Origin of the sequence: Halobacillus trueperi (assembly GCF_003386945.1) — a bacterium.
GTDB lineage: Bacteria > Bacillota > Bacilli > Bacillales > Halobacillaceae > Halobacillus > Halobacillus aidingensis.
In genome coordinates this window covers 240,804-260,724 of the sequence record NZ_QUAE01000002.1, presented here as the reverse complement: position 1 = coordinate 260,724, position 19,921 = coordinate 240,804, and the positions used below count along the sequence as shown (strand labels likewise).

The 19,921-nt window shown below is 42.9% G+C and carries 22 protein-coding genes; all 22 read left to right on the top strand.

The window, feature by feature from the left end; genetic code table 11:
* Positions 1-61: 61 nt before the first annotated feature.
* On the top strand, positions 62-1,084 hold the full coding sequence (gene hrcA, locus DYE48_RS03935) for a heat-inducible transcriptional repressor HrcA (RefSeq protein ID WP_115822497.1): 1,023 nt from the start codon (positions 62-64) through the stop codon (positions 1,082-1,084).
* A gap of 117 nt (positions 1,085-1,201) precedes the next feature.
* Positions 1,202-1,732, top strand: coding sequence for a nucleotide exchange factor GrpE (gene grpE, locus DYE48_RS03930; protein ID WP_115822496.1), 531 nt, complete (start codon positions 1,202-1,204; stop codon positions 1,730-1,732).
* A gap of 42 nt (positions 1,733-1,774) precedes the next feature.
* Positions 1,775-3,607, top strand: coding sequence for a molecular chaperone DnaK (gene dnaK / locus DYE48_RS03925; protein ID WP_115822495.1), 1,833 nt, complete (start codon positions 1,775-1,777; stop codon positions 3,605-3,607).
* A 143-nt stretch (positions 3,608-3,750) separates the two neighbouring features.
* The gene (gene dnaJ, locus DYE48_RS03920; RefSeq protein WP_089654311.1) at positions 3,751-4,881 is read left to right on the top strand and encodes a molecular chaperone DnaJ; all 1,131 of its coding nucleotides are present in this window, start codon (positions 3,751-3,753) and stop codon (positions 4,879-4,881) included.
* 144 nt (positions 4,882-5,025) lie between these two features.
* Positions 5,026-5,964 carry a 50S ribosomal protein L11 methyltransferase gene (prmA, locus tag DYE48_RS03915; RefSeq protein ID WP_115822494.1) on the top strand — a complete coding sequence of 313 codons (939 nt, stop codon included), beginning with the start codon at positions 5,026-5,028 and terminating at the stop codon, positions 5,962-5,964.
* A gap of 4 nt (positions 5,965-5,968) precedes the next feature.
* Positions 5,969-6,718 carry a 16S rRNA (uracil(1498)-N(3))-methyltransferase gene (locus DYE48_RS03910; protein WP_115822493.1) on the top strand — a complete coding sequence of 250 codons (750 nt, stop codon included), beginning with the start codon at positions 5,969-5,971 and terminating at the stop codon, positions 6,716-6,718.
* An 89-nt stretch (positions 6,719-6,807) separates the two neighbouring features.
* Positions 6,808-7,479 carry a deoxyribose-phosphate aldolase gene (deoC, locus tag DYE48_RS03905; RefSeq protein WP_115822492.1) on the top strand — a complete coding sequence of 224 codons (672 nt, stop codon included), beginning with the start codon at positions 6,808-6,810 and terminating at the stop codon, positions 7,477-7,479.
* 336 nt (positions 7,480-7,815) lie between these two features.
* Entirely contained in the window at positions 7,816-8,385 is a 570-nt protein-coding gene (locus DYE48_RS03900; protein WP_115822491.1) for a flavin reductase family protein, read from the top strand.
* Positions 8,386-8,479: 94 nt separating this feature from the next.
* The gene (rpsU, locus tag DYE48_RS03895; RefSeq protein ID WP_008638284.1) at positions 8,480-8,653 is read left to right on the top strand and encodes a 30S ribosomal protein S21; all 174 of its coding nucleotides are present in this window, start codon (positions 8,480-8,482) and stop codon (positions 8,651-8,653) included.
* Positions 8,654-8,673: 20 nt separating this feature from the next.
* Positions 8,674-9,120 (top strand): GatB/YqeY domain-containing protein, encoded by a 447-nt coding sequence (locus DYE48_RS03890; protein WP_089654304.1) that lies wholly within the window; start codon positions 8,674-8,676, stop codon positions 9,118-9,120.
* Positions 9,121-9,280: 160 nt separating this feature from the next.
* Positions 9,281-10,639, top strand: coding sequence for an NfeD family protein (locus DYE48_RS03885; protein ID WP_115822490.1), 1,359 nt, complete (start codon positions 9,281-9,283; stop codon positions 10,637-10,639).
* Positions 10,640-10,653: 14 nt separating this feature from the next.
* The gene (floA, locus tag DYE48_RS03880) at positions 10,654-11,622 is read left to right on the top strand and encodes a flotillin-like protein FloA (RefSeq protein ID WP_167356116.1); all 969 of its coding nucleotides are present in this window, start codon (positions 10,654-10,656) and stop codon (positions 11,620-11,622) included.
* Between the two features lie 28 nt (positions 11,623-11,650).
* On the top strand, positions 11,651-12,142 hold the full coding sequence (locus DYE48_RS03875) for a hypothetical protein (RefSeq protein ID WP_115822489.1): 492 nt from the start codon (positions 11,651-11,653) through the stop codon (positions 12,140-12,142).
* A gap of 71 nt (positions 12,143-12,213) precedes the next feature.
* Positions 12,214-12,507: a sporulation protein YqfC gene (yqfC, locus tag DYE48_RS03870; protein WP_115822488.1), complete on the top strand. Its 294-nt coding sequence runs from the start codon at positions 12,214-12,216 to the stop codon at positions 12,505-12,507.
* Positions 12,508-12,511: 4 nt separating this feature from the next.
* Positions 12,512-13,693, top strand: a complete 1,182-nt coding sequence (gene yqfD / locus DYE48_RS03865) for a sporulation protein YqfD (protein ID WP_115822487.1) — start codon at positions 12,512-12,514, stop codon at positions 13,691-13,693.
* 2 nt (positions 13,694-13,695) lie between these two features.
* Entirely contained in the window at positions 13,696-14,658 is a 963-nt protein-coding gene (locus DYE48_RS03860; protein WP_089654298.1) for a PhoH family protein, read from the top strand.
* A gap of 64 nt (positions 14,659-14,722) precedes the next feature.
* Positions 14,723-16,840, top strand: coding sequence for an HD family phosphohydrolase (locus DYE48_RS03855; protein WP_244199364.1), 2,118 nt, complete (start codon positions 14,723-14,725; stop codon positions 16,838-16,840).
* A gap of 1 nt (position 16,841) precedes the next feature.
* Positions 16,842-17,312, top strand: coding sequence for an rRNA maturation RNase YbeY (ybeY, locus tag DYE48_RS03850; protein ID WP_167356112.1), 471 nt, complete (start codon positions 16,842-16,844; stop codon positions 17,310-17,312).
* Positions 17,287-17,664 (top strand): diacylglycerol kinase family protein, encoded by a 378-nt coding sequence (locus DYE48_RS03845; RefSeq protein WP_115822486.1) that lies wholly within the window; start codon positions 17,287-17,289, stop codon positions 17,662-17,664. Before ybeY ends, DYE48_RS03845 begins: the two co-directional genes overlap by 26 nt.
* Before the next feature lie 78 nt (positions 17,665-17,742).
* Entirely contained in the window at positions 17,743-18,648 is a 906-nt protein-coding gene (gene era, locus DYE48_RS03840) for a GTPase Era (protein WP_115822485.1), read from the top strand.
* 52 nt (positions 18,649-18,700) lie between these two features.
* Positions 18,701-18,895 (top strand): YqzL family protein, encoded by a 195-nt coding sequence (locus tag DYE48_RS03835; RefSeq protein ID WP_309545149.1) that lies wholly within the window; start codon positions 18,701-18,703, stop codon positions 18,893-18,895.
* An 18-nt stretch (positions 18,896-18,913) separates the two neighbouring features.
* On the top strand, positions 18,914-19,660 hold the full coding sequence (gene recO / locus DYE48_RS03830; RefSeq protein ID WP_115822484.1) for a DNA repair protein RecO: 747 nt from the start codon (positions 18,914-18,916) through the stop codon (positions 19,658-19,660).
* The last annotated feature ends 261 nt before the right edge of the window (positions 19,661-19,921 follow it).

The following is a 19,921-nucleotide window of genomic DNA, read 5'->3' as shown; positions in this document are numbered from 1 at the left end:
TGATAATTTATTATTAGATTTAGCACTCACTCCAAACGAGTGCTAACAGGGGTGATCATCGATGTTAACAGATAGACAATTGCTCATTTTGCAAGTCATTATTGATGATTTCATTCTGACCGCACAACCTATAGGGTCACGGTCAATAGCCAAAAAAGATGCTGTAACATTCAGTTCAGCAACGATAAGGAATGAAATGGCTGATTTAGAGGAACTGGGTTTTATTGAAAAAACTCATTCATCTTCCGGAAGGGTCCCCTCTGAAAAAGGGTATCGCTTCTATGTCGACCATCTTCTTTCTCCATTGCGCCTTTCCAGTCAAGAGATTGTGACAATTCGGGAAGCATTCGATGATAAAATGATGGAGTTTGAACGTGTGGTTCAGAAGTCAGCAGGTATTCTCTCCGATTTGACGAACTACACATCCATTGTCCTTGGACCTGAAGTATTCGAAACAAAACTAAAACAACTGCAGATCGTGCCATTGTCTGATCAGTCTGCTATTGCCATTTTAGTTACGGATACCGGTCATGTGGAGCATCGCGCTTTCAATGTTCCTGTTGAGATCAAGGGTGCAGATCTGGAAAAGATGGTGAACATTTTAAACAGCCGGCTCCAAGGAGTCCCGTTAGTAAAATTGCATGAGAAACTCTATTCTGAGATCAATGATCTATTAAAAACACATACAGATCATCACGAAGAAGCTTTCCAGTATTTGCGTGCAGCTCTTGTGGATGAACATCCGACGAAACTGTACATTGGTGGAAAGACAAACATTCTCATGCAACCTGAATTCAGGGACCTTGATAAAGTCAGGTCTTTATATGCCACCATCGAACGGGAAAGTGAGATGGCTGACTTGCTGCGGACCGGCAAGGAAGGAATTCAAGTCCGAATAGGACAAGAAAACCCTTTTGATGCTATGCAAAACTGCAGTCTGATTACGGCAAGTTATCAGCTCGGGAATGATCAAGTGGGTACAATTGCCCTCTTAGGTCCGACTCGCATGGAGTATAACCGAATGTTTTCATTGATGAACGTCTTATCAAAGCATATGACCGATACTTTCCGTGCCTGGTATTAGGACGGAAAAAAGAAGAGGGTCAGCCGGCCCTTCACTTCATTATGTGTCATGCTTTTTCAGGATAAGGATTCATGTTATAGTCAGTAACGGTGTAATGGAAAGTAGGAGGTGGAAGTCATGGAAGAGAACAAACAAGAAATCATTGATGAAAAAGATGAAGCTCAAAATGAGGAATCTGAACAAATGGTAGTAGAAGAGACAGATGAATTGGAACAGCTTCGTCAGGAAAAAGAAGAAATCAATAATCGACTGCTTCGTTTGCAAGCGGATTATGATAATTTCCGCCGTCGTACTCAAAAAGAGAAAGAGGCGGATAGGAAATATAGATCCCAGAGCCTTGTAGAGGAATTGATCCCGGCTTTGGATAACTTTGAAAGAGCTCTCCAGGTGGAAGTGGATGGCGATGCTGCCAAAAACTTCGCAGATGGAATGAAAATGGTTTATGACCAATTTAAAGCAGCTCTGGAAAAAGAAGGCGTCGAAGAAATTCCTGCTAAAGGGGAAGAATTCGATCCTCATATGCATCAGGCGATCATGCAAGTCGAAGACGAAAATTATGAAAGTAATATTGTCGTAGAAGAGTTGCAAAAAGGATACCGCCTGAAAGATCGGGTTATCCGCCCGTCAATGGTAAAGGTGAACCAGTAAAAATTATCTTATGAACGAGTACGTAAAGGAGGACATTTAACCATGGGTAAAATCATTGGTATTGACTTAGGTACAACAAACTCTTGTGTAGCAGTAATGGAGGGTGGAGAAGCGAAAGTAATTCCCAACCCTGAAGGGAACCGTACGACCCCATCTGCTGTTGCATTTAAGAATGGTGAACGTCAAGTAGGGGAGGTCGCTAAACGACAGGCGATTACAAACCCGAACACGATTCTTTCCATCAAACGTCATATGGGAACAGACTACAAGGTAGAAGTTGAAGGTAAAGAATATACACCTCAAGAAGTTTCTGCCATCATTCTTCAGTATATCAAGAGCTATGCAGAAGATTATCTTGGAGAAACAGTAGATAAAGCAATTATCACGGTACCAGCTTACTTTAACGACGCTGAGCGTCAGGCTACAAAAGACGCTGGTAAAATCGCTGGTCTTGAAGTAGAGCGTATCATCAATGAGCCGACAGCAGCTGCACTTGCTTACGGCATTGATAAAGAAGACCAAGACCAAACAATTCTTGTTTATGACCTTGGTGGCGGTACATTTGACGTATCCATTCTTGAAATTGGAGATGGAACGTTTGAAGTTATTTCTACAGCCGGGGACAACCGTCTAGGTGGAGATGATTTCGACCAAGTCATTATTGATCACATGGTAGCTGAATTCAAAAAAGAAAACGGCATTGATTTGTCCCAGGATAAAATGGCAAAACAGCGCCTTAAAGATGCCGCTGAAAAAGCGAAAAAAGACCTTTCTGGTGTTGCGCAGACACAAATTTCTCTTCCATTCATCACAGCAGGAGAAGCAGGACCGCTTCACCTTGAGATGAACTTGACTCGTGCGAAATTCGAAGAGCTTGCATCTGACCTTGTTGAGCGTTCTATGAAACCGACACGTCAAGCTCTTAAAGATGCAGACATGAGTGCAAGTGACATCCACAAAGTTATTCTTGTAGGTGGATCTACTCGTATCCCAGCTGTACAAGAAGCCATTAAAAAAGAAATCGGCAAAGAACCTTCTAAAGGCGTAAACCCTGATGAAGTTGTCGCGCTTGGTGCATCCATCCAAGGTGGCGTACTTCAAGGCGATGTGAAGGACGTTGTACTTCTTGACGTCACTCCACTTTCCCTTGGAATCGAAACAATGGGCGGCGTTACGACGAAATTGATCGAACGTAACACAACAATTCCGACGAGCCACTCTCAAGTGTTCTCAACTGCTGCTGACAACCAGACAGCTGTTGACATTCACGTCTTGCAGGGTGAGCGTGAAATGGCACAAGATAACAAGACACTTGGTCGTTTCCAGTTGACAGATATCCCACCAGCACCACGCGGTGTGCCTCAAATCGAAGTAAGCTTTGACATTGATGCTAACGGAATCGTTAACGTACGTGCTAAAGACATGGGTACAAATAAAGAACAATCCATCACAATCAAGTCTTCTTCTGGCCTTTCTGATGAGGAAGTAGAAGAAATGGTTCGTCAGGCGGAAGAAAACGCTGAAGAAGACAAGAAAAAACGTGAAGCGATTGAACTTCGTAACGAAGCGGACCAGCTGATCTTCACGACAGACAAGACCATCAAAGATCTTGGCGAACAAGTAAGTGAAGAAGAAAAACAAAAAGCTGAATCTGCGAAAGAAGAACTTCAGACAGCCCTTGAAGGCGAAGATCTAGAAGCAATCAAAGAGAAGAAAGAAGCACTTCAAGAACAAGTGCAAGCTCTTTCTGTGAAGCTTTATGAGCAGGCACAAGCACAGGCTGAAGCTGCTCAAGGCCAAGAAGGCGGCGGCGCTGAAGATGATGTCGTTGATGCAGACTATGAAGAAGTGAACGACGATGAGAACAAGAAGTAAGAAAAGGTAGAAAAAAAGTCAAAGTCAGGTTCTTCTTGACTTTGACTTTTTTCATGAATAGGCAAAGAGGTGACGTTTGCCTGCCTAGATTTTCAATGTTAATATAAACCTTATGTAATAGCGTCCGGGAGAGTGATCGACAAGTGAGTAAACGTGATTATTATGAAGTCCTTGGCGTGTCCAAGGATGCTTCAAAAGATGAAATAAAGAAAGCCTACCGAAAACTGGCGCGTAAGTATCACCCTGACGTCAGTGAGGAAGACAATGCTTCTGAAAAGTTCAAAGAAGCGAAAGAAGCTTATGAAACGTTAAGCGACCAGCAAAAACGTGCCCAATATGATCAATTTGGTCATGCCGGTCCTAACCAGGGCGGCTTTGGAGGCTTCGGTGGAGGCGCTGAAGACTTCGGCGGCTTCGGCGATATTTTCGATATGTTCTTCGGTGGTGGAGGACGACGCCGTGATCCGAACGCTCCACGTAAAGGTGCGGATTTGCAATATACAATGACCCTTCAGTTCGAAGAGTCCATTTTTGGTAAGTCTACCGATATCGAAATTCCAATGGAAGAAGAATGTGATACTTGTGATGGTTCCGGCGCTAAACCAGGAACATCACCTGAAACTTGCTCCCACTGTCAAGGTTCAGGACAAGTCAATCAAGAACAGAACACACCGTTCGGTCGCGTCGTCAACCGTCGTGTTTGTCATCACTGCCAAGGAACAGGTAAATTCATCAAAGACAAATGTAACACCTGTGGCGGCGATGGCCGTGTGACAAAGCGCAAGAAAATTCACCTGGATATCCCAGCAGGTATTGATGACGGCCAACAAATTCGTGTCCAAGGTAAAGGGGAAGAAGGTGTCAACGGAGGTCCGGCTGGCGACTTATTCGTAGTCATCCGCGTTCAGCCACATGAATTCTTCCAACGTGAGGGCGATCACATCTTCTGTGAAATTCCTCTTACCTTTGCACAGGCAGCACTTGGGGATGAAATTGAAGTCCCTACCGTACACGGAAATGTGAAGTTGAAAGTGCCTGCAGGAACACAAACAGGAAAGACATTCCGTTTGAAAGAGAAAGGCGCACCGAACGTCCATGGCCGTGGGCAAGGGGACCAGCATGTTAAGATGAAAGTCATAACCCCTAAGAATTTGACGGAAAGACAGAAAGAATTGCTTCGTGAATTTAATGATATTAGTGGTAATGAAGCCACAGATGAGCAGCACGGGAACTTTTTCGAACGTATGAAGCGTGCATTTAAGGGAGACAGCTAAAGGTTAAAAGGAAGGTGTCTGTACGATTGGTTGATGGGTAGTTCATGGAATTTCCCGTTCTTTCGTGCAGGCACTTTTTATCTTGAGAGTCTGGTTGACTATCCATAGGTACTTAGAAAAAATAATGAAGAGGGTGGATCATCAATGAAATGGTCTGAAGTATGTATCCATACGACAACAGAAGCAATTGAACCGGTGTCAAATATTCTGCATGAGTCAGGAGCGAGTGGCGTCGTCATCGAAGACCCATCAGATATGAAAAGAAAGAAAACGAAGCTTGGAGAAATTTACGAATTGAATCCAGATGATTATCCGGCTGAAGGCGTGTATGTTAAAGCCTACCTGCCTATGAATAGTTTTCTTGGTGAAACCGTTGATGGAATTAAAAAAACTGTATCAAATCTAACAGAATTCGGCATTGATATTGGGCACAATAATGTGACGATCAGTGAAATTCATGAAGAAGATTGGGCAACCGCGTGGAAAAAATATTATAAACCAGTCAAGATCTCAGAAAAGATCACGATCATCCCGACCTGGGAAGACTACACGCCGGTATCCAGTGATGAAATCATTATTGAAATGGACCCTGGAATGGCTTTTGGAACAGGTACACACCCGACAACAGTTCTTAGCATACAGGCTTTGGAGCAGTATTTAGAAAAAGGAGATAAGGTACTGGATGTTGGAGCGGGATCTGGAATACTAAGTGTAGCCTCTGTGCTTTTGGGTGCCCAACATGCGTATGCCTATGATTTAGATGATGTAGCTGTTTCAAGTACAAAGAACAATGCTGCTTTAAATGGTGTGGAAGATAAAGTCACATCTAAACTTAATGATCTTCTTGAGGGAGTAGACTGGGAAGCAGATTTAATTGTGTCAAACATTCTGGCAGAGATTATTGTCAAATTCACAGATGATGCCTACCGAGTCGTCAAGCCTGGAGGATATTTCATTACTTGCGGAATTATTTCTGGACGAAAGGAAATGGTTCGAGAACAATTGATTCAATCAGGTTTTGAAATTGTTGAGACGAACAAGATGGAAGACTGGGTCAGCATTATCGCGAAAAAACCGGAGTGATTGCATGCAACGTTATTTTGTTGATCAAGAATGTTGGAACGATGACGCCCTTTATGTGAATGGGGAAGATACCCATCATATTGTAAGAGTGATGCGAATGGGGGAAGGGGACAACCTTGTAGCCATCCATCCAGAAAAAGGCCCCGCTTTATGCGAAATCACAAAAGTGGCTGAGGACGTTGTCCATTGTATTGTTGTCACCTGGATGGAGGAAGACCGGGAACTTCCTGTCCACGTGACGATCGTAGCGAGTCTTGGAAAAGGGGATAAACTGGAGCAAATTGTCCAAAAAGGAACAGAACTTGGTGCTTCTGCTTTTATTCCATACCAAGCCGATCGTTCCGTTGCCAAATGGGATCAGAAAAAAGCAGTCAAGAAGGTCGAGAGATTGCAGAAAATATCCAAAGAAGCGAGTGAGCAGTCTGAACGAACCATTATCCCTGAGGTTCAGTCTGTTCATACTATTCATCAGCTTTTGGAATTAAAAGAGCAATATGACCACTGTTTATTCGGATATGCGGAAGAGGCGAGACAAGAAAAGTCTCGTTCGTTGAGTGAGGTTTTCGAATCATTAAAGCGGGAGGAGTCGGTTTTAGTAGTTTTCGGACCTGAAGGTGGATTTACTGAAAGTGAAGTGGAAAAACTATTACACGAAGGGTTCAACTCGATTCGGTTAGGTCCGCGAATTTTACGAATGGAAACAGCCCCTCTTTATTTCCTTTCCAGTCTTTCTTATAAGTTGGAAGAAGTTTGAATAAGAGAGATTAGCTCGCATTTTAATCGCTTTCATGCTAAGATGTAATAGATGTACGGACAACTTAAACTTGAAAGGACGATCTACAAATGGAACAAAATCTAGCTAAAATGATTGATCATACACAGCTTAAACCCGACACACAGAAAGATAAGATCACCCAAATTTGCGAGGAAGCAAAAGAACAAAACTTTGCATCTGTATGTGTCAACCCTCACTGGGTATCTTACTGCGCCGAGTTACTAGAAGGAACAGATGTGAAGGTTTGTACTGTCATTGGTTTTCCACTAGGAGCGACAACGAAAGAAACAAAAGCTTTTGAAACAAAGCAAGCTATTGAAAAAGGCGCAACTGAAGTTGATATGGTAATCAACATCGGTGAGTTAAAATCAGGGAACAAACAACTTGTCCAACAAGATATTGAAGCAGTCGTTCGTGAAGCGGAAGGAAAAGCTATTGTAAAAGTAATCATTGAGACTTCCCTTCTTACAGAGGATGAGAAAGTAGCAGCATGTGAACTTGCAAAAGCTGCTGGAGCAGACTTTGTCAAAACATCAACTGGTTTCTCTGGTGGAGGAGCTACGGTTGAGGATATCAGCTTGATGCGTAAAACAGTCGGCCCGGAAATGGGAGTGAAAGCATCCGGCGGAGTCCGTGACTACGAAGGTGCAAAAGCAATGATCGAAGCTGGTGCGACTCGCATAGGTGCAAGCTCTGGAATCGCCATCGTAAATGGCGAACAAGGAACTTCTGATTATTAATCATACGAAAAAAGCCATCTCGAAAAGGGGATGGCTTCTTTTTATGAGCTCACGCCTTTATTAAAGAATATGGCAGGATTGTAGAAGACTCAGTTTCGAGACTTTTGTTGAGTGGATGGGAGCTGCGGGGAATGAGTCGCTTTCCGAGGAAGCTCGCCACTCCTCCACAGGAAAGTGAGTAGCTTCCCAACCACCCATGACTCCCATTTTGGCAAACGAAGCCCGGAAACATCTTGAAATTGAGTCTTCCACAATCGGGAGCTATAATGGAGGAGAGAGTAGTGGGGTTTGACTTTCGAGGTTATTTGAAAGAATGTATAAGGGAGGAGGGATGAGATGAATAGGAAAGATCATGTTAAAATGCACAGTTACCCTGGGATGGTAGCCGTTGTGGGGGTTTTTCACGAAGGGAAGGTCAACTTTATGGCTGCCGGTTGGCACGCATACTTATCTATGTCCCCACCCATGTACGGCGTAGCTATAGGAAGAGAAAGGCATACATATGAGATGGTAAAACAATCGACCCAATTTACGATCAACTTCCTCCCTTTTGAGGAGGCGGGATTCATCCAGTACAGCGGGACTGTTTCAGGAAGGGATGTTGATAAAAACCAAATGTACGATCAGCCGTGGAGAATGGAGCGGAATGGATTTCCTTTGCTTGAACGTGCTTATCTCGCCTACGAGAGCCAAGTCCATCAAATCGTTCCTACAGGGGACCATGATTGGGTGATCGGTGACATAGAGGGCTGTCACTACAAGGAAGAAAAATTTCTTGAAAATGGGTTGCCGAACTTTGAAAACTTGAACATTCCGCTCTACCTCGGGCGTTCAAGTTATATGGGGCTGGATAAAGAGGTAGAGATCAGAGAAGTTAACGCCCCATTATCTTTCAAAAAAAGTTGACCATATGACATGCATATAATATAATTGTCAAAGGTATGGGGGGTTCCCATACAAGAGAAACAGTTTTGTTTGCTTCGGAGGGAGGGAAATTAGCATGTCAAAAACAACTCGCGTTCGTAAAAACGAGTCTCTTGAAGATGCTCTTCGTCGCTTTAAGCGTGATGTATCAAAAAGTGGTACATTAGCGGAATATCGTAAGCGTGAATATTACGATAAGCCTAGCGTACGCCGTAAGAAAAAGTCTGAGGCGGCTAGAAAGCGTAAGTAATTAAAGAGGGTGTTGAAGAGATGACAATTACAGACCGTCTCACCCAGGATATGAAAACAGCCATGAAAGCCCGCGATAAGGAAAGATTATCGACGATCCGCATGGTGAGAGCTTCTATGCAGAATGAAGCCATAAAACTGGGAAAAGACTCATTATCTGAAGAAGAAGAATTGACTGTTTTATCTCGTGAGGTAAAGCAGAGAAATGATTCCCTCCATGAATTCAAAGAAGCTGGACGTGAAGATCTTGTAGAAGGACTCGAACGTGAAATTGAGATTTTACAAGTATATATGCCGAAACAGCTGACAGATGAAGAACTCAAGCAAGTCGTTGATGAGACGATTCAGGAAGTAGGCGCTACTTCTAAGAGTGACATGGGTAAAGTCATGAGTGCCGTCATGCCTAAAGTCAAGGGCAAGGCCGACGGAACCAAGGTCAATAAGCTCGTTCTTCAGCAACTATCGTAAATATAAAGGCCTCTCTTTGTTAAGGGAGGCCTTTTTACATACACTAAACATCTCTTCGATGCGTTTATGAAAGTACTAAACTTTTTTGAAACCAACCATGGTTTTGTTTCGTAAACGTATTATATGGTGGGAAGGCTACCTGTAAAGGAGGTGAAAATGAATGAAGCGGTCTTTACGTTTAGGTGTTTGGGGGATACTCCTTATTTTAGGAAGCGTTTTATCATTCTTCCATCTTCAATCAACGGTGCAAGCAGACGGGGAAGGTCAGACAGTTTATGTCATTCCCGTAAAAGATACGGTGGAGCGTGGGATGGCTGCATTCCTTAACCGAACGACAGAAGAAGCTCGTGAAAATGGCGTGGATCATATTATATTTGAAATCGATACGCCGGGAGGTCGCGTGGATGCGGCGGGTGATATAGGAGAAATCTTTCAAGATTTAGATGTTCCGAATAGTGCGTTTGTAACAAACAGGGCTTATTCGGCTGGTTCATATATTGCCTTAAACGCAGATGCGATTTACATGAAGCAAACAGCGACCATGGGCGCATCCGGGGTCATTAATTCTGATGGAACGGCTGCTGATAAGAAGGCTCAATCGGCCTGGATTTCATCCATGGTAGCAGCTGCTGAATCTACAGGACGTGACCCTTTATATGCACGGGCTATGGCCGATTCCTCCGTCGATTTAAAGGATTATGGAGCTCCTGAGGGAGAATTTTTGACATTGGGAGCAACAGATGCAGAAGAGGTAGGCTATGCTGAAGGAATCGTTGACGACCGTAATGAGCTTCTCAGCGTCCTTGGTTTGTCTGATGCCACCGTCATAGAGGAGAACCCTACTCTTTCTGAGAATATTGCCAGATTCCTGACAGATCCTGTTGTTATTCCAATCTTATTATCCGTTGCAAGTATTGGCCTCGTTGTTGAATTGTATTCACCAGGCTTTGGCATACCAGGAACAATGGGAGCGCTCTCGCTTGTGCTGTTTTTTTATGGTCACATTGTTGCTGGCCTGGCCGGATATGAAGCGATTATTCTGCTCGTCCTTGGGATCGGGTTAGTGATAGCTGAATTCTTTTTACCAGGAGGCATTGCAGGAATAGCTGGGGTCGTAGCGATAGTATCCTCATTAATGCTTTCATCAGCGGATATGGGTCATATGGCCATGAGTATAGGAATTGCTTTATTGGTGACAATTGTTGTATCCATTGTACTATTCAAATTTGTTGGTTTGGAAAGAGGCTTCTTTCGTCATATCATTTTAAATGATTCCACTTCATCTGAAAAAGGATATGTATCTTCACAAAACCGTTTGGATTTAATCGGAATGGAAGGGGAGGCGATTACACCACTCCGCCCTTCCGGTACAGCTGATTTTAATGGTGAACGGTTGGATGTTGTATCTGAAGGTGGTTTCATTTCTGTTCATCAAGCAGTAAAAATTATCAAAACAGAAGGCTCACGTATTGTTGTGCGTGAGGTTAAAAAAGCAGAAAAAGAGGAGGAAACAAAGTGACACTTGAACAATTAATGCCAATCATCATCATTGGTATCATTATTATCGTAGTAGCGGTGTTGTTTACATTTATTCCTGTCATGCTATGGATCAGTGCTCTAGCTGCAGGGGTGAAAATTAGTATATTCACATTAGTAGGTATGCGATTAAGAAGGGTTATTCCTTCACGTGTGATCAATCCGTTGATCAAGGCCCATAAAGCTGGGGTGAATGTGAATACAAACCAACTAGAGAGCCACTACCTAGCAGGTGGTAATGTTGATCGCGTAGTAAACGCTCTAATTGCAGCACAAAGAGCAAATATTGAACTCAGCTTCGAGCGTTGTGCAGCCATTGATCTCGCTGGTCGTGATGTTTTGGAAGCCGTTCAAATGAGTGTTAATCCAAAAGTTATTGAAACGCCATTCATCGCAGGTGTGGCGATGGACGGTATTGAAGTGAAAGCAAAGGCGCGTATTACGGTAAGAGCAAATATTGACCGACTTGTCGGTGGTGCCGGTGAAGATACAGTCATTGCTCGTGTTGGTGAAGGTATTGTATCCACTATTGGGTCAAGCGAAAATCATAACAAAGTATTGGAAAATCCAGATAGGATTTCACAAAATGTATTAGGGAAAGGCTTAGATGCTGGAACCGCCTTTGAAATTCTCTCCATTGATATTGCGGATATTGATATCGGGAAGAACATCGGAGCCATCCTGCAAACAGACCAAGCGGAAGCAGATAAGAATATTGCACAGGCGAAAGCGGAAGAACGCCGTGCCATGGCGATTGCTCAAGAGCAAGAGATGCGTGCGCGCGTACAAGAAATGCAGGCGAAAGTGGTCGAAGCCGAAGCCCAAGTGCCTCAAGCGCTTGCCGAAGCTTTGCGATCCGGTAAGATGGGCGTCATGGATTACATGAACTATCAGAACATCAATGCGGATACGGATATGAGAAACACGCTTGGTAAAATGTCCGATGAAGAGGAAGAAGAAAAATAATCCTTGAGTACCTTAAAGGAGAATTTGTATGGGAGATCTGATTGAGCTCATTTTCAGTAATTTCCTTATTCTTGCTGCTATTATTGGCGGGATTATCAGCTGGTTTAGCGGGATGACAAAAGAAAATGAGAATAAACAAAAGCCTGAAAAGAAAACATCTCCAGTTCCTCCTGCCTACCCTAGTGGTCCTTCTCCAGATCTTCAGGAAAAGGAAACGAAGACTACATTAGGGGAAGATAGGTTGCGGGATTACTATGAGACCAAACAGAAAAAACTGGCCGAAGCGGAAACGGCTCGAAATGAAGATCCTCAAGGAGGGGAAGGGGAAATCTATACATTCCCTGATCAGGTGAGGAAAAAACAAACTACACCTTCTGCGCAGTTAAATCAAAATGGTCCAATTATAGAAAAAACAAGAAAGTGGGATAAAAAGCGGTTAGCTGAGGGGATTTTAATGGCTGAAGTTCTCGGTCCACCCCGTGCTCGCAAGCCTCACAGCTCCCACCCGCGAAAAAGATAAGCAGAACGCACGAATTGTAGTGATACAATTCGTGCGTTTTTCGTATAAATGAAAAGAGGGGAGGGCGTCGCATGTCAAAATGGCAGCAGCAATTACGGACTTGGATCAGTCGTTACTTTGATTTACCATCTGATGTCATGTTGGATCTTCCTAGAATAACAACAATTGGGTCCATTCATGTGTACATAGAAAATCATACAGGCCTCCTTCATTTTTCTGATGAAGAAGTTCGAATTCAATACAAAAAAGGTCAGGTTCGCATTTTGGGGAAAGACCTGGGTGTGAAAATGATGCTGAAGGAAGAGTTATTACTGGAAGGTGAACTTAAATCCGTAGAATTTTTGCCGGAAACAAAAGGGGGGTGAGACGATGAAGAACCAGCATGATTTCTTTCAGGGAATCATGACGGTACAAGTAGAGGGACCGTTAATCGAACCTTTTTTGCAAGCATGTACGAAACGTGGCTGTCACATCACAAATATGAGAAGATTGGATGCTTCTCTCGTCATTTTAACGATTCGGTTAAAGGATTGGAAAATCTTTAGACAATTAAGGAAGAAGTACCGTTGTAAAATATCCATCAAAGGTGGAAAAGGGCTTCCATTTATTATTCAGCATATGATAGGGAGGCTGTCGGTTCTTCTCGCTTTCATCGCAGCGGTTGTAATCATTTTTGTTCTCGCGAATACGTTGTGGTCCATCAAGGTAGACGGACTATCGCCGGAACTTGAAGCAGATGTTGAAAGTAAATTGAATAGTTATGGGGTCTCTCCTGGAAAACTAACGATAGGGATGAAGGATCCTATTGAAATACAACAGCAGTTATTGGAAGATATCCCGGACCTTTTATGGATTGGTGTAAAAAAACAAGGGACGAGCTATCATTTGTATGGGGTGGAGAAAACAAGATACGATACAGAAATGAACACTCGCCCATCAAACCTTGTAGCAGCCAAAAAAGGGATGATTATTGAAACATTTATAAAAAAGGGTCGTCCAATGGTGTCGGTTTATGACGTTGTACAAAAAGGACAAATCCTTGCCACGGGTCAGTTAGTGGAAGAAGAGGATCTATTTATACATTCTGAAGGAGAAGTAATTGCAGAAACATGGTACCGTGTCGCTCAAAGCCTTCCTATGAAACAAGTGCTTTCCTTGACAGATGGTTCTGTTGAAAGTGAATATCACTTGAAGATTGGGGAGTTTGCTCTTCCTATTTGGGGTTTTTGGCGAGGAGAGGAAGGAGACTTCAGGGAAGAATCACATTCATCAAACTGGAGTATTTTTGGGTTCCACATTCCTGTGAACATGAAGACGATCGACTACTATTCGATTGACCGAAAAGCGTATGAATCATCCAGGAAAGATATCGAAGAGATTGGGGTTTCATCAGCGAGGAGCAACCTTCAGCAAGAACTCGATCAAGATGCGGAAATTAAGGATGAAAAAGTTTTGCACCTCAGTGAGGAGAATGGTAAAGTAAAATTAATCCTAATGTACAAAGTTTATGAAAATATTGCAGTGACCAAGTATGTAAGTCAAGGAGATTGAGTATGCCAGAAGATTTAAAAACAATGGACATTCAATTAGATAATACAACAGAAGCATTAGCCCTTTTTGGTACAGAAGACCGTAACCTCAAGCAAATTGAGGAACAGCTGAAAGTCACGATCATTTCACGCGGGGAACAAGTCAGAGTATCCGGTCAAGCGGAACATGTTCAGCTTGTTGAAGAAATACTCAACAGCGTTCTTGCAATCATTCGTAAAGGTTTGACTGTTACGGAACGAGATATCGTTTATGCTGTAGAACTCGCTAAAAAAGGGAAAATTAATCAATTCGAAGCATTGTTCGAAGATGAAATCACGAAAAACTCAAAAGGGAAATCAATCAGGGTCAAAACCCTTGGTCAAAGGAATTATATCGCAGCGATCAAGAAGAATGATCTTGTCTTTGGTATTGGCCCTGCTGGTACAGGAAAGACATACCTTGCTGTGATTATGGCCGTCAATGCTTTGAAAAATGGAGATGTGAAGAGGATCATCCTGACTCGTCCCGCAGTGGAAGCCGGAGAAAGTTTAGGTTTTCTTCCAGGGGATCTAAAAGAGAAAGTCGATCCTTATTTAAGGCCTCTTTATGACTCTTTGCACGATGTGTTTGGCGCAGAACATACAGCGCGCTTGATAGATAGAGGAACGATTGAGATTGCTCCGCTAGCTTATATGAGAGGGCGGACGCTGGATGATGCATTCGCTATTTTGGATGAAGCTCAAAATACGACACCTGAACAAATGAAGATGTTTCTGACTCGTTTAGGATTCGGTTCAAAAATGATTATAACGGGAGATATCACGCAAGTGGATCTTCCAAAAGGCGTGAAGTCCGGTTTGCGAGTCGCCGAGGAGCGGTTAGGTAAAGTAAAAGGGTCTGCCTTCATTCATTTGGATCAATCCGACGTTGTCAGGCACCCACTTGTGCAGCGGATTATCGATGCATATGAAGGGGAAAATAAATAAGACCCAGCGACTGGGTCTTATTTATTGTCTTTACATGGAATAAATCAGGAAGGGGTGGGGTGATTTGAAGGCGCGATTCCTTCAACAGCTTCAAAAACTTAACATGCACAAGTCAAAGCTGTTGCTTGCATTACCCGCGTTCGTTGTTGCTGTTTTCTTTTTTGCGCTTGCCATTCCAAATGTCCACACGGAAACTTATAAGCTTGAGAAATACAGCACCGCACCCGAAACCATCCGTTCCCCCATCACCATAGAAAACAAACACAAGACAGAGCAGCAACTGAGAGAAGTTACTCAGTCCGTTGAGGATCATTATACGATTTCTGAAGATATTACAGAAGAACGTCTTAGGATGGTAAGTGAAATTTATGATGTTGTGGAAGAGACCAAAACCCAAGGGGAAAACCTGACTAAAGAAGAACAAATTACCATGATTGAATCGCTTCTGACGGATGAACTTTCTGAAGGTCTTCCTACAGAAGTTTTTCTACCTTTGCTGAGGGTGGATCAACCGTCTTTGAATGAGAGTCAGCAGCTGCTTGAGACCCTTTTACATAACTATTTTAAAGAAGGGGTGCAAGGATCTGAAGTTGAAGGTTTAGAACGAAGGATTCAGCTGAAAGTACAATATTCAGAAACACCATCACATTTGAAGCGAGTCATTTCGGATATAGGGACTTTTGCTCTTGTTGAAAACTCCTTGTTCGATCCTGAAAAAACGGATACAGCCATTAAAAAGGCGGCTGCTACTGTCGAGCCAGTCATGATTAGAGCAGGAGAAGTGATCGTTGCAGAGGGAGCTACGATAACAGGGGATATCTATGATGATCTTCTGTTGACCGGTCTGCTCGATCAACAGCGCAATTTACTTCCATCCATTGGACTAGCCATGTTTGCAATCCTCTTAGGCGCTATTATGTACGCCGAATACAGGAGGGCTGTTAAAAAGGACAACTGGACTGTTCATCATCTCTTCATATCCGCATTTGTATCCGTATTGGTTATTGCACTCATGAAAGTGTTCAGTTTGTTCGGATCAATGGAACAACCTGTGTACTATCTTGTACCCGCTGTCACAGGTGTCATGATTGTTAAAATCCTTTGTTCTGAGCGTTTTGCGATTGTGCTGGCGGTGGTCTATTCTTTAATGGCTTGCTTGTTGTTCAACGGACAGTTAGCTGGAGCTCTTCATGCAACCGCAGGAATGTATTTGCTGCTATCTCAGCTGGCAGGCATCTTTTTCCTTACCCAAAGTAAAGATAGGTTGTCCATTGTGAGTGCAAGTGCAGGTGTTGCCTTTACCAATATATGTGCGATCCTTTTCTTTCTATTCATTTCTTTTGAAAAATACTCATGGACGGAAGTGTTTCTGTATAGTGGGTATGGAGTCAGCGGCGCCTTTCTTTCGGCAGTACTGACGCTCGGCTTTCTTCCTTTCATAGAGACCGGTTTCGGAGTCCTTTCTGATCAGAAATTGCTAACACTTGCCAGTCCCAACCACCCGCTTTTACGTAAAATACTCGTGGAAGCTCCAGGTACGTATCATCACAGTGTCATGGTAGCCAATTTAAGCGAATCGGCGTGTGAATCAATTGGAGCTCATGGTCTACTTGCACGTGTGGCATCCTATTATCATGACCTCGGAAAAACCGTCCATCCCCATTATTTTATTGAGAATCAAATGGGGATGAGAAATCCGCATGATTTTCTGGAACCTGAACAAAGCGCTGAGATAATCATTAACCACCCATATGACGGCGCGAGAATGCTGAAGAAGAGTAAGTTTCCAGACGAGATTATTGATATCGCTAAACAACACCATGGGACGACACTTTTGAAGTATTTTTATTATCAGGCCAAGGAAATGAACGAAGATACCAAAGAAGATGATTATAGGTATCCTGGTCCGAAACCTCAAAGTAAGGAAGCAGCAATCGTATGTATCTGCGATTCTGTGGAGGCAGCTGTAAGGTCTTTGATTCATCCGACAGAAGGAAAAATCAAAAAAATCGTGAAATCCATTGTGGAAGACCGCATGCTTGATGGTCAGCTGGATGACAGCAATTTGACGTTTAATGAGTTGAAGACAATGGAAACAGCCATATGTGAAACGTTGCAGGGCATCTTTCATTCAAGAATCGAATACCCGGAAACCAAACCATTAGTCAAGGAGGCAAAATAATATGATTACCATTGATTTTCAAGACGAAACCAATTCAGTAGATGAAGCATTTGTTGATATGATTCAACGTATTATCCGTTTTGCAGGAGAAAAAGAAGGAGTTACAGGGGATGCGGAAGTCTCTGTTAGCTTTGTGGATAACAAAGAAATTCAGGAAATCAACCGCAATTACCGTCAAAAAGATGAACCGACAGATGTGATCTCTTTTGCCATGCAGGAACTTGGGGAAGACGAAATGAATGTGTTGGATGAGAACATGCCGCTCATGCTAGGAGATATTATCATTTCTGTCGATAAGGCGAAAGAACAAGCCGAGGACTATAACCATTCTCTTGAACGAGAATTCGGCTTCCTGGCGTTACATGGCTTCTTACATCTGCTAGGTTATGATCACATGAATGAAGAAGATGAGAAGAAAATGTTCGGCAGACAAGAGGAAATTTTACATGAGTTCGGACTTCAAAGATCGTAAAAAGAAAACAGGGATCGGTTTCCGTTTCGCTTGGAATGGGATAAAAGAAGTGTATGAGTCAGAGCGGAATTTTCGCATTCATCTGTCGGTAGCTCTTTTAGTCATCATCGCGGCTTTCGTATTCGGTTTGTCTAAGTGGGAATGGATCACTATCCTCCTCACCGTGGGCATGGTCTTAAGCCTTGAAATGGTCAATACTGCTATGGAAAGGCTGCTTGATTTTTACCATCCTGAACACCACCCTATCATCGGTTCTATTAAGGATATTACTGCCGGGGCTGTCCTTGTAGCAAGTATTGGAGCGGTCATCATAGGAATTATCATTTTCCTCCCCAAGCTTTTCATGATATGAGAATAGGAATGTAACTGAGAAGATGATATAGTAAAATGGAGCAGAACGAATGCGTGAACATTTATTGGAGGAACATTTATGACAGAGAATTTCAAATCGGGTTTTGTTACGATCGTTGGTCGTCCGAATGTAGGCAAATCGACGTTCATGAATCGTGTGATCGGTGAAAAAATCGCCATCATGAGTGATAAACCCCAAACAACCAGAAACAAAATCCAGGGAGTCATGACAGATAAAGAATCGCAAATCATTTTTATCGATACTCCTGGAATCCATAAACCAAAGCACAAGCTTGGAGACTATATGGTGAACGTTGCAGAGAACACATTGAACGAAGTGGATGCCGTCCTTTTTATGATCAATGCAGAAGAAGGATACGGGAGAGGGGACCAATTCATTTTGGACCGTCTGCAACGTGTTGACCAGCCTGTATTTTTAATCATCAATAAGATTGACAGGGTACACCCGGATGACTTACTGCCTTTAATTGATCAGTACAAAGAGAAGCTTGATTTTGAAGAAATCATTCCAATCTCAGCGCTTGAAGGCAATAACGTCAATCATTTACTGGACGTTCTAAAAAAACATTTACCTGAAGGTCCGCAATTTTATCCAGAAGACCAAATTACGGATCATCCGGAACGCTTTGTCATCAGCGAATTTATAAGGGAAAAAGTTTTACATTTGACCCGTGAGGAAATCCCTCATTCCATTGCTGTTGTCATTGAAGGGATTGAGCCTCGGAATGAACACGACAAAGTGGAAATTCAAGCGGCCATCATTGTGGAACGAAAGTCTCAAAAAGGCATCATCATCGGTAAACAGGGCAGCATGCTAAAAGAGATCGGTAAGAGAGCTAGAAGAGACATCGAATCCCTGTTAGGAAGCAAAGTGTATTTGGAACTTTGGGTCAAAGTGCAAAAAGACTGGAGAAACAAACAAATCCAACTCAGTGATTTCGGCTACCGAGAAGACGAATATTAAGGGTTGGAAAAAATTAAGCCTTATGTTTTCAGTAAGGGGAAGCATTCTAGTAATGTACACTCGTTTAGCGATGATAAGAAAGGCGGTGTTTCTTGTGCGCGACAAGCTTTCATGGAACGTTTTCAGTCAAACAGGTAGTGTGGAAACTTATTTATTGATGAAAGAATTGGAGTCTCAAGATCAGCAGTCTCAAGAACAGCTCGCTTCCCCTACTGAACCAATATCTACGGATGAATTCCATTCGTAAACAGAGCAGGTGAGCCATTTGATGGACAAGGTGGAAGGAGTCGTCATCCGGACGAATAATTACGGTGAAACACATAAAATCGTCACGATGATGACACGAGAAAAAGGGAAAATCGGCGTAATGGCTCGTGGTGCTAAGAAACCAAAGAGCCGGATGTCCTCAATCACCCAACCATTCATCCACGGCACATTTTTAATTCAAACAGGGTCCGGCTTAGGATCAATGAGTCAAGGGGAAATGTTATCTTCCCTAAGGTCAATTCGCGAGGATATTGTAAAAACGGCTTATGCGTCTTACATCGCAGAATTAACCGATAAGCTCATTGAAGAAAAACAGCCGGATCCTTTTCTTTATGAACAGTTGCTTCAAACGTTCCAATGGATGAATGAAGGAAAGGACCCAAACATCCTGACGTTGATGTATGAATTGAAAATGTACAAAAAAGCGGGGTTCGCTCCGGTCGTCGATCACTGCATCCAGTGTGGCAGTCAGGAAGGTCCTTTTGCATTTTCAATGACAGAGGGCGGTCTGTTGTGCTTTCGTTGTAAACAGCGGGACCCACAAGCCTATGGTTTGCCGGATCCTTTACCAAAATTGCTGAGAGTGTTCTTACATATGGATGTGAAGCGACTTGGTCAGATTACGATGAAAGAAGAGAATAAAAAATTGTTGCGTCACATTATGGATGAATACTATGATCGATATGGTGGATATTTCATTAAATCAAAGAAATTTTTAAAGCAGCTGGATTTGTTTTCAGACTGAGGTTTGACAATTTTGCTGGAATTAGAGTATGATTCTATTACTAAATAACGTGTTGCTGTGAAGGAGAGTAGTAACCGGTTTTTCTGTTTCCAATAGCGAGCTTGTGACGGTGAGAGACAAGCGGAAACAAGCTGGTGAAGGCGTTCTGGAGCGATGATGAAAGTGGCTTCCTTTTTTGGGAAGCAATTAGGGTGGAACCGCGGAGACCCCGTCCCTATGTCTGGATGCAGACGTAGGAACGGGGTCTTTTTCTTTTGAGCA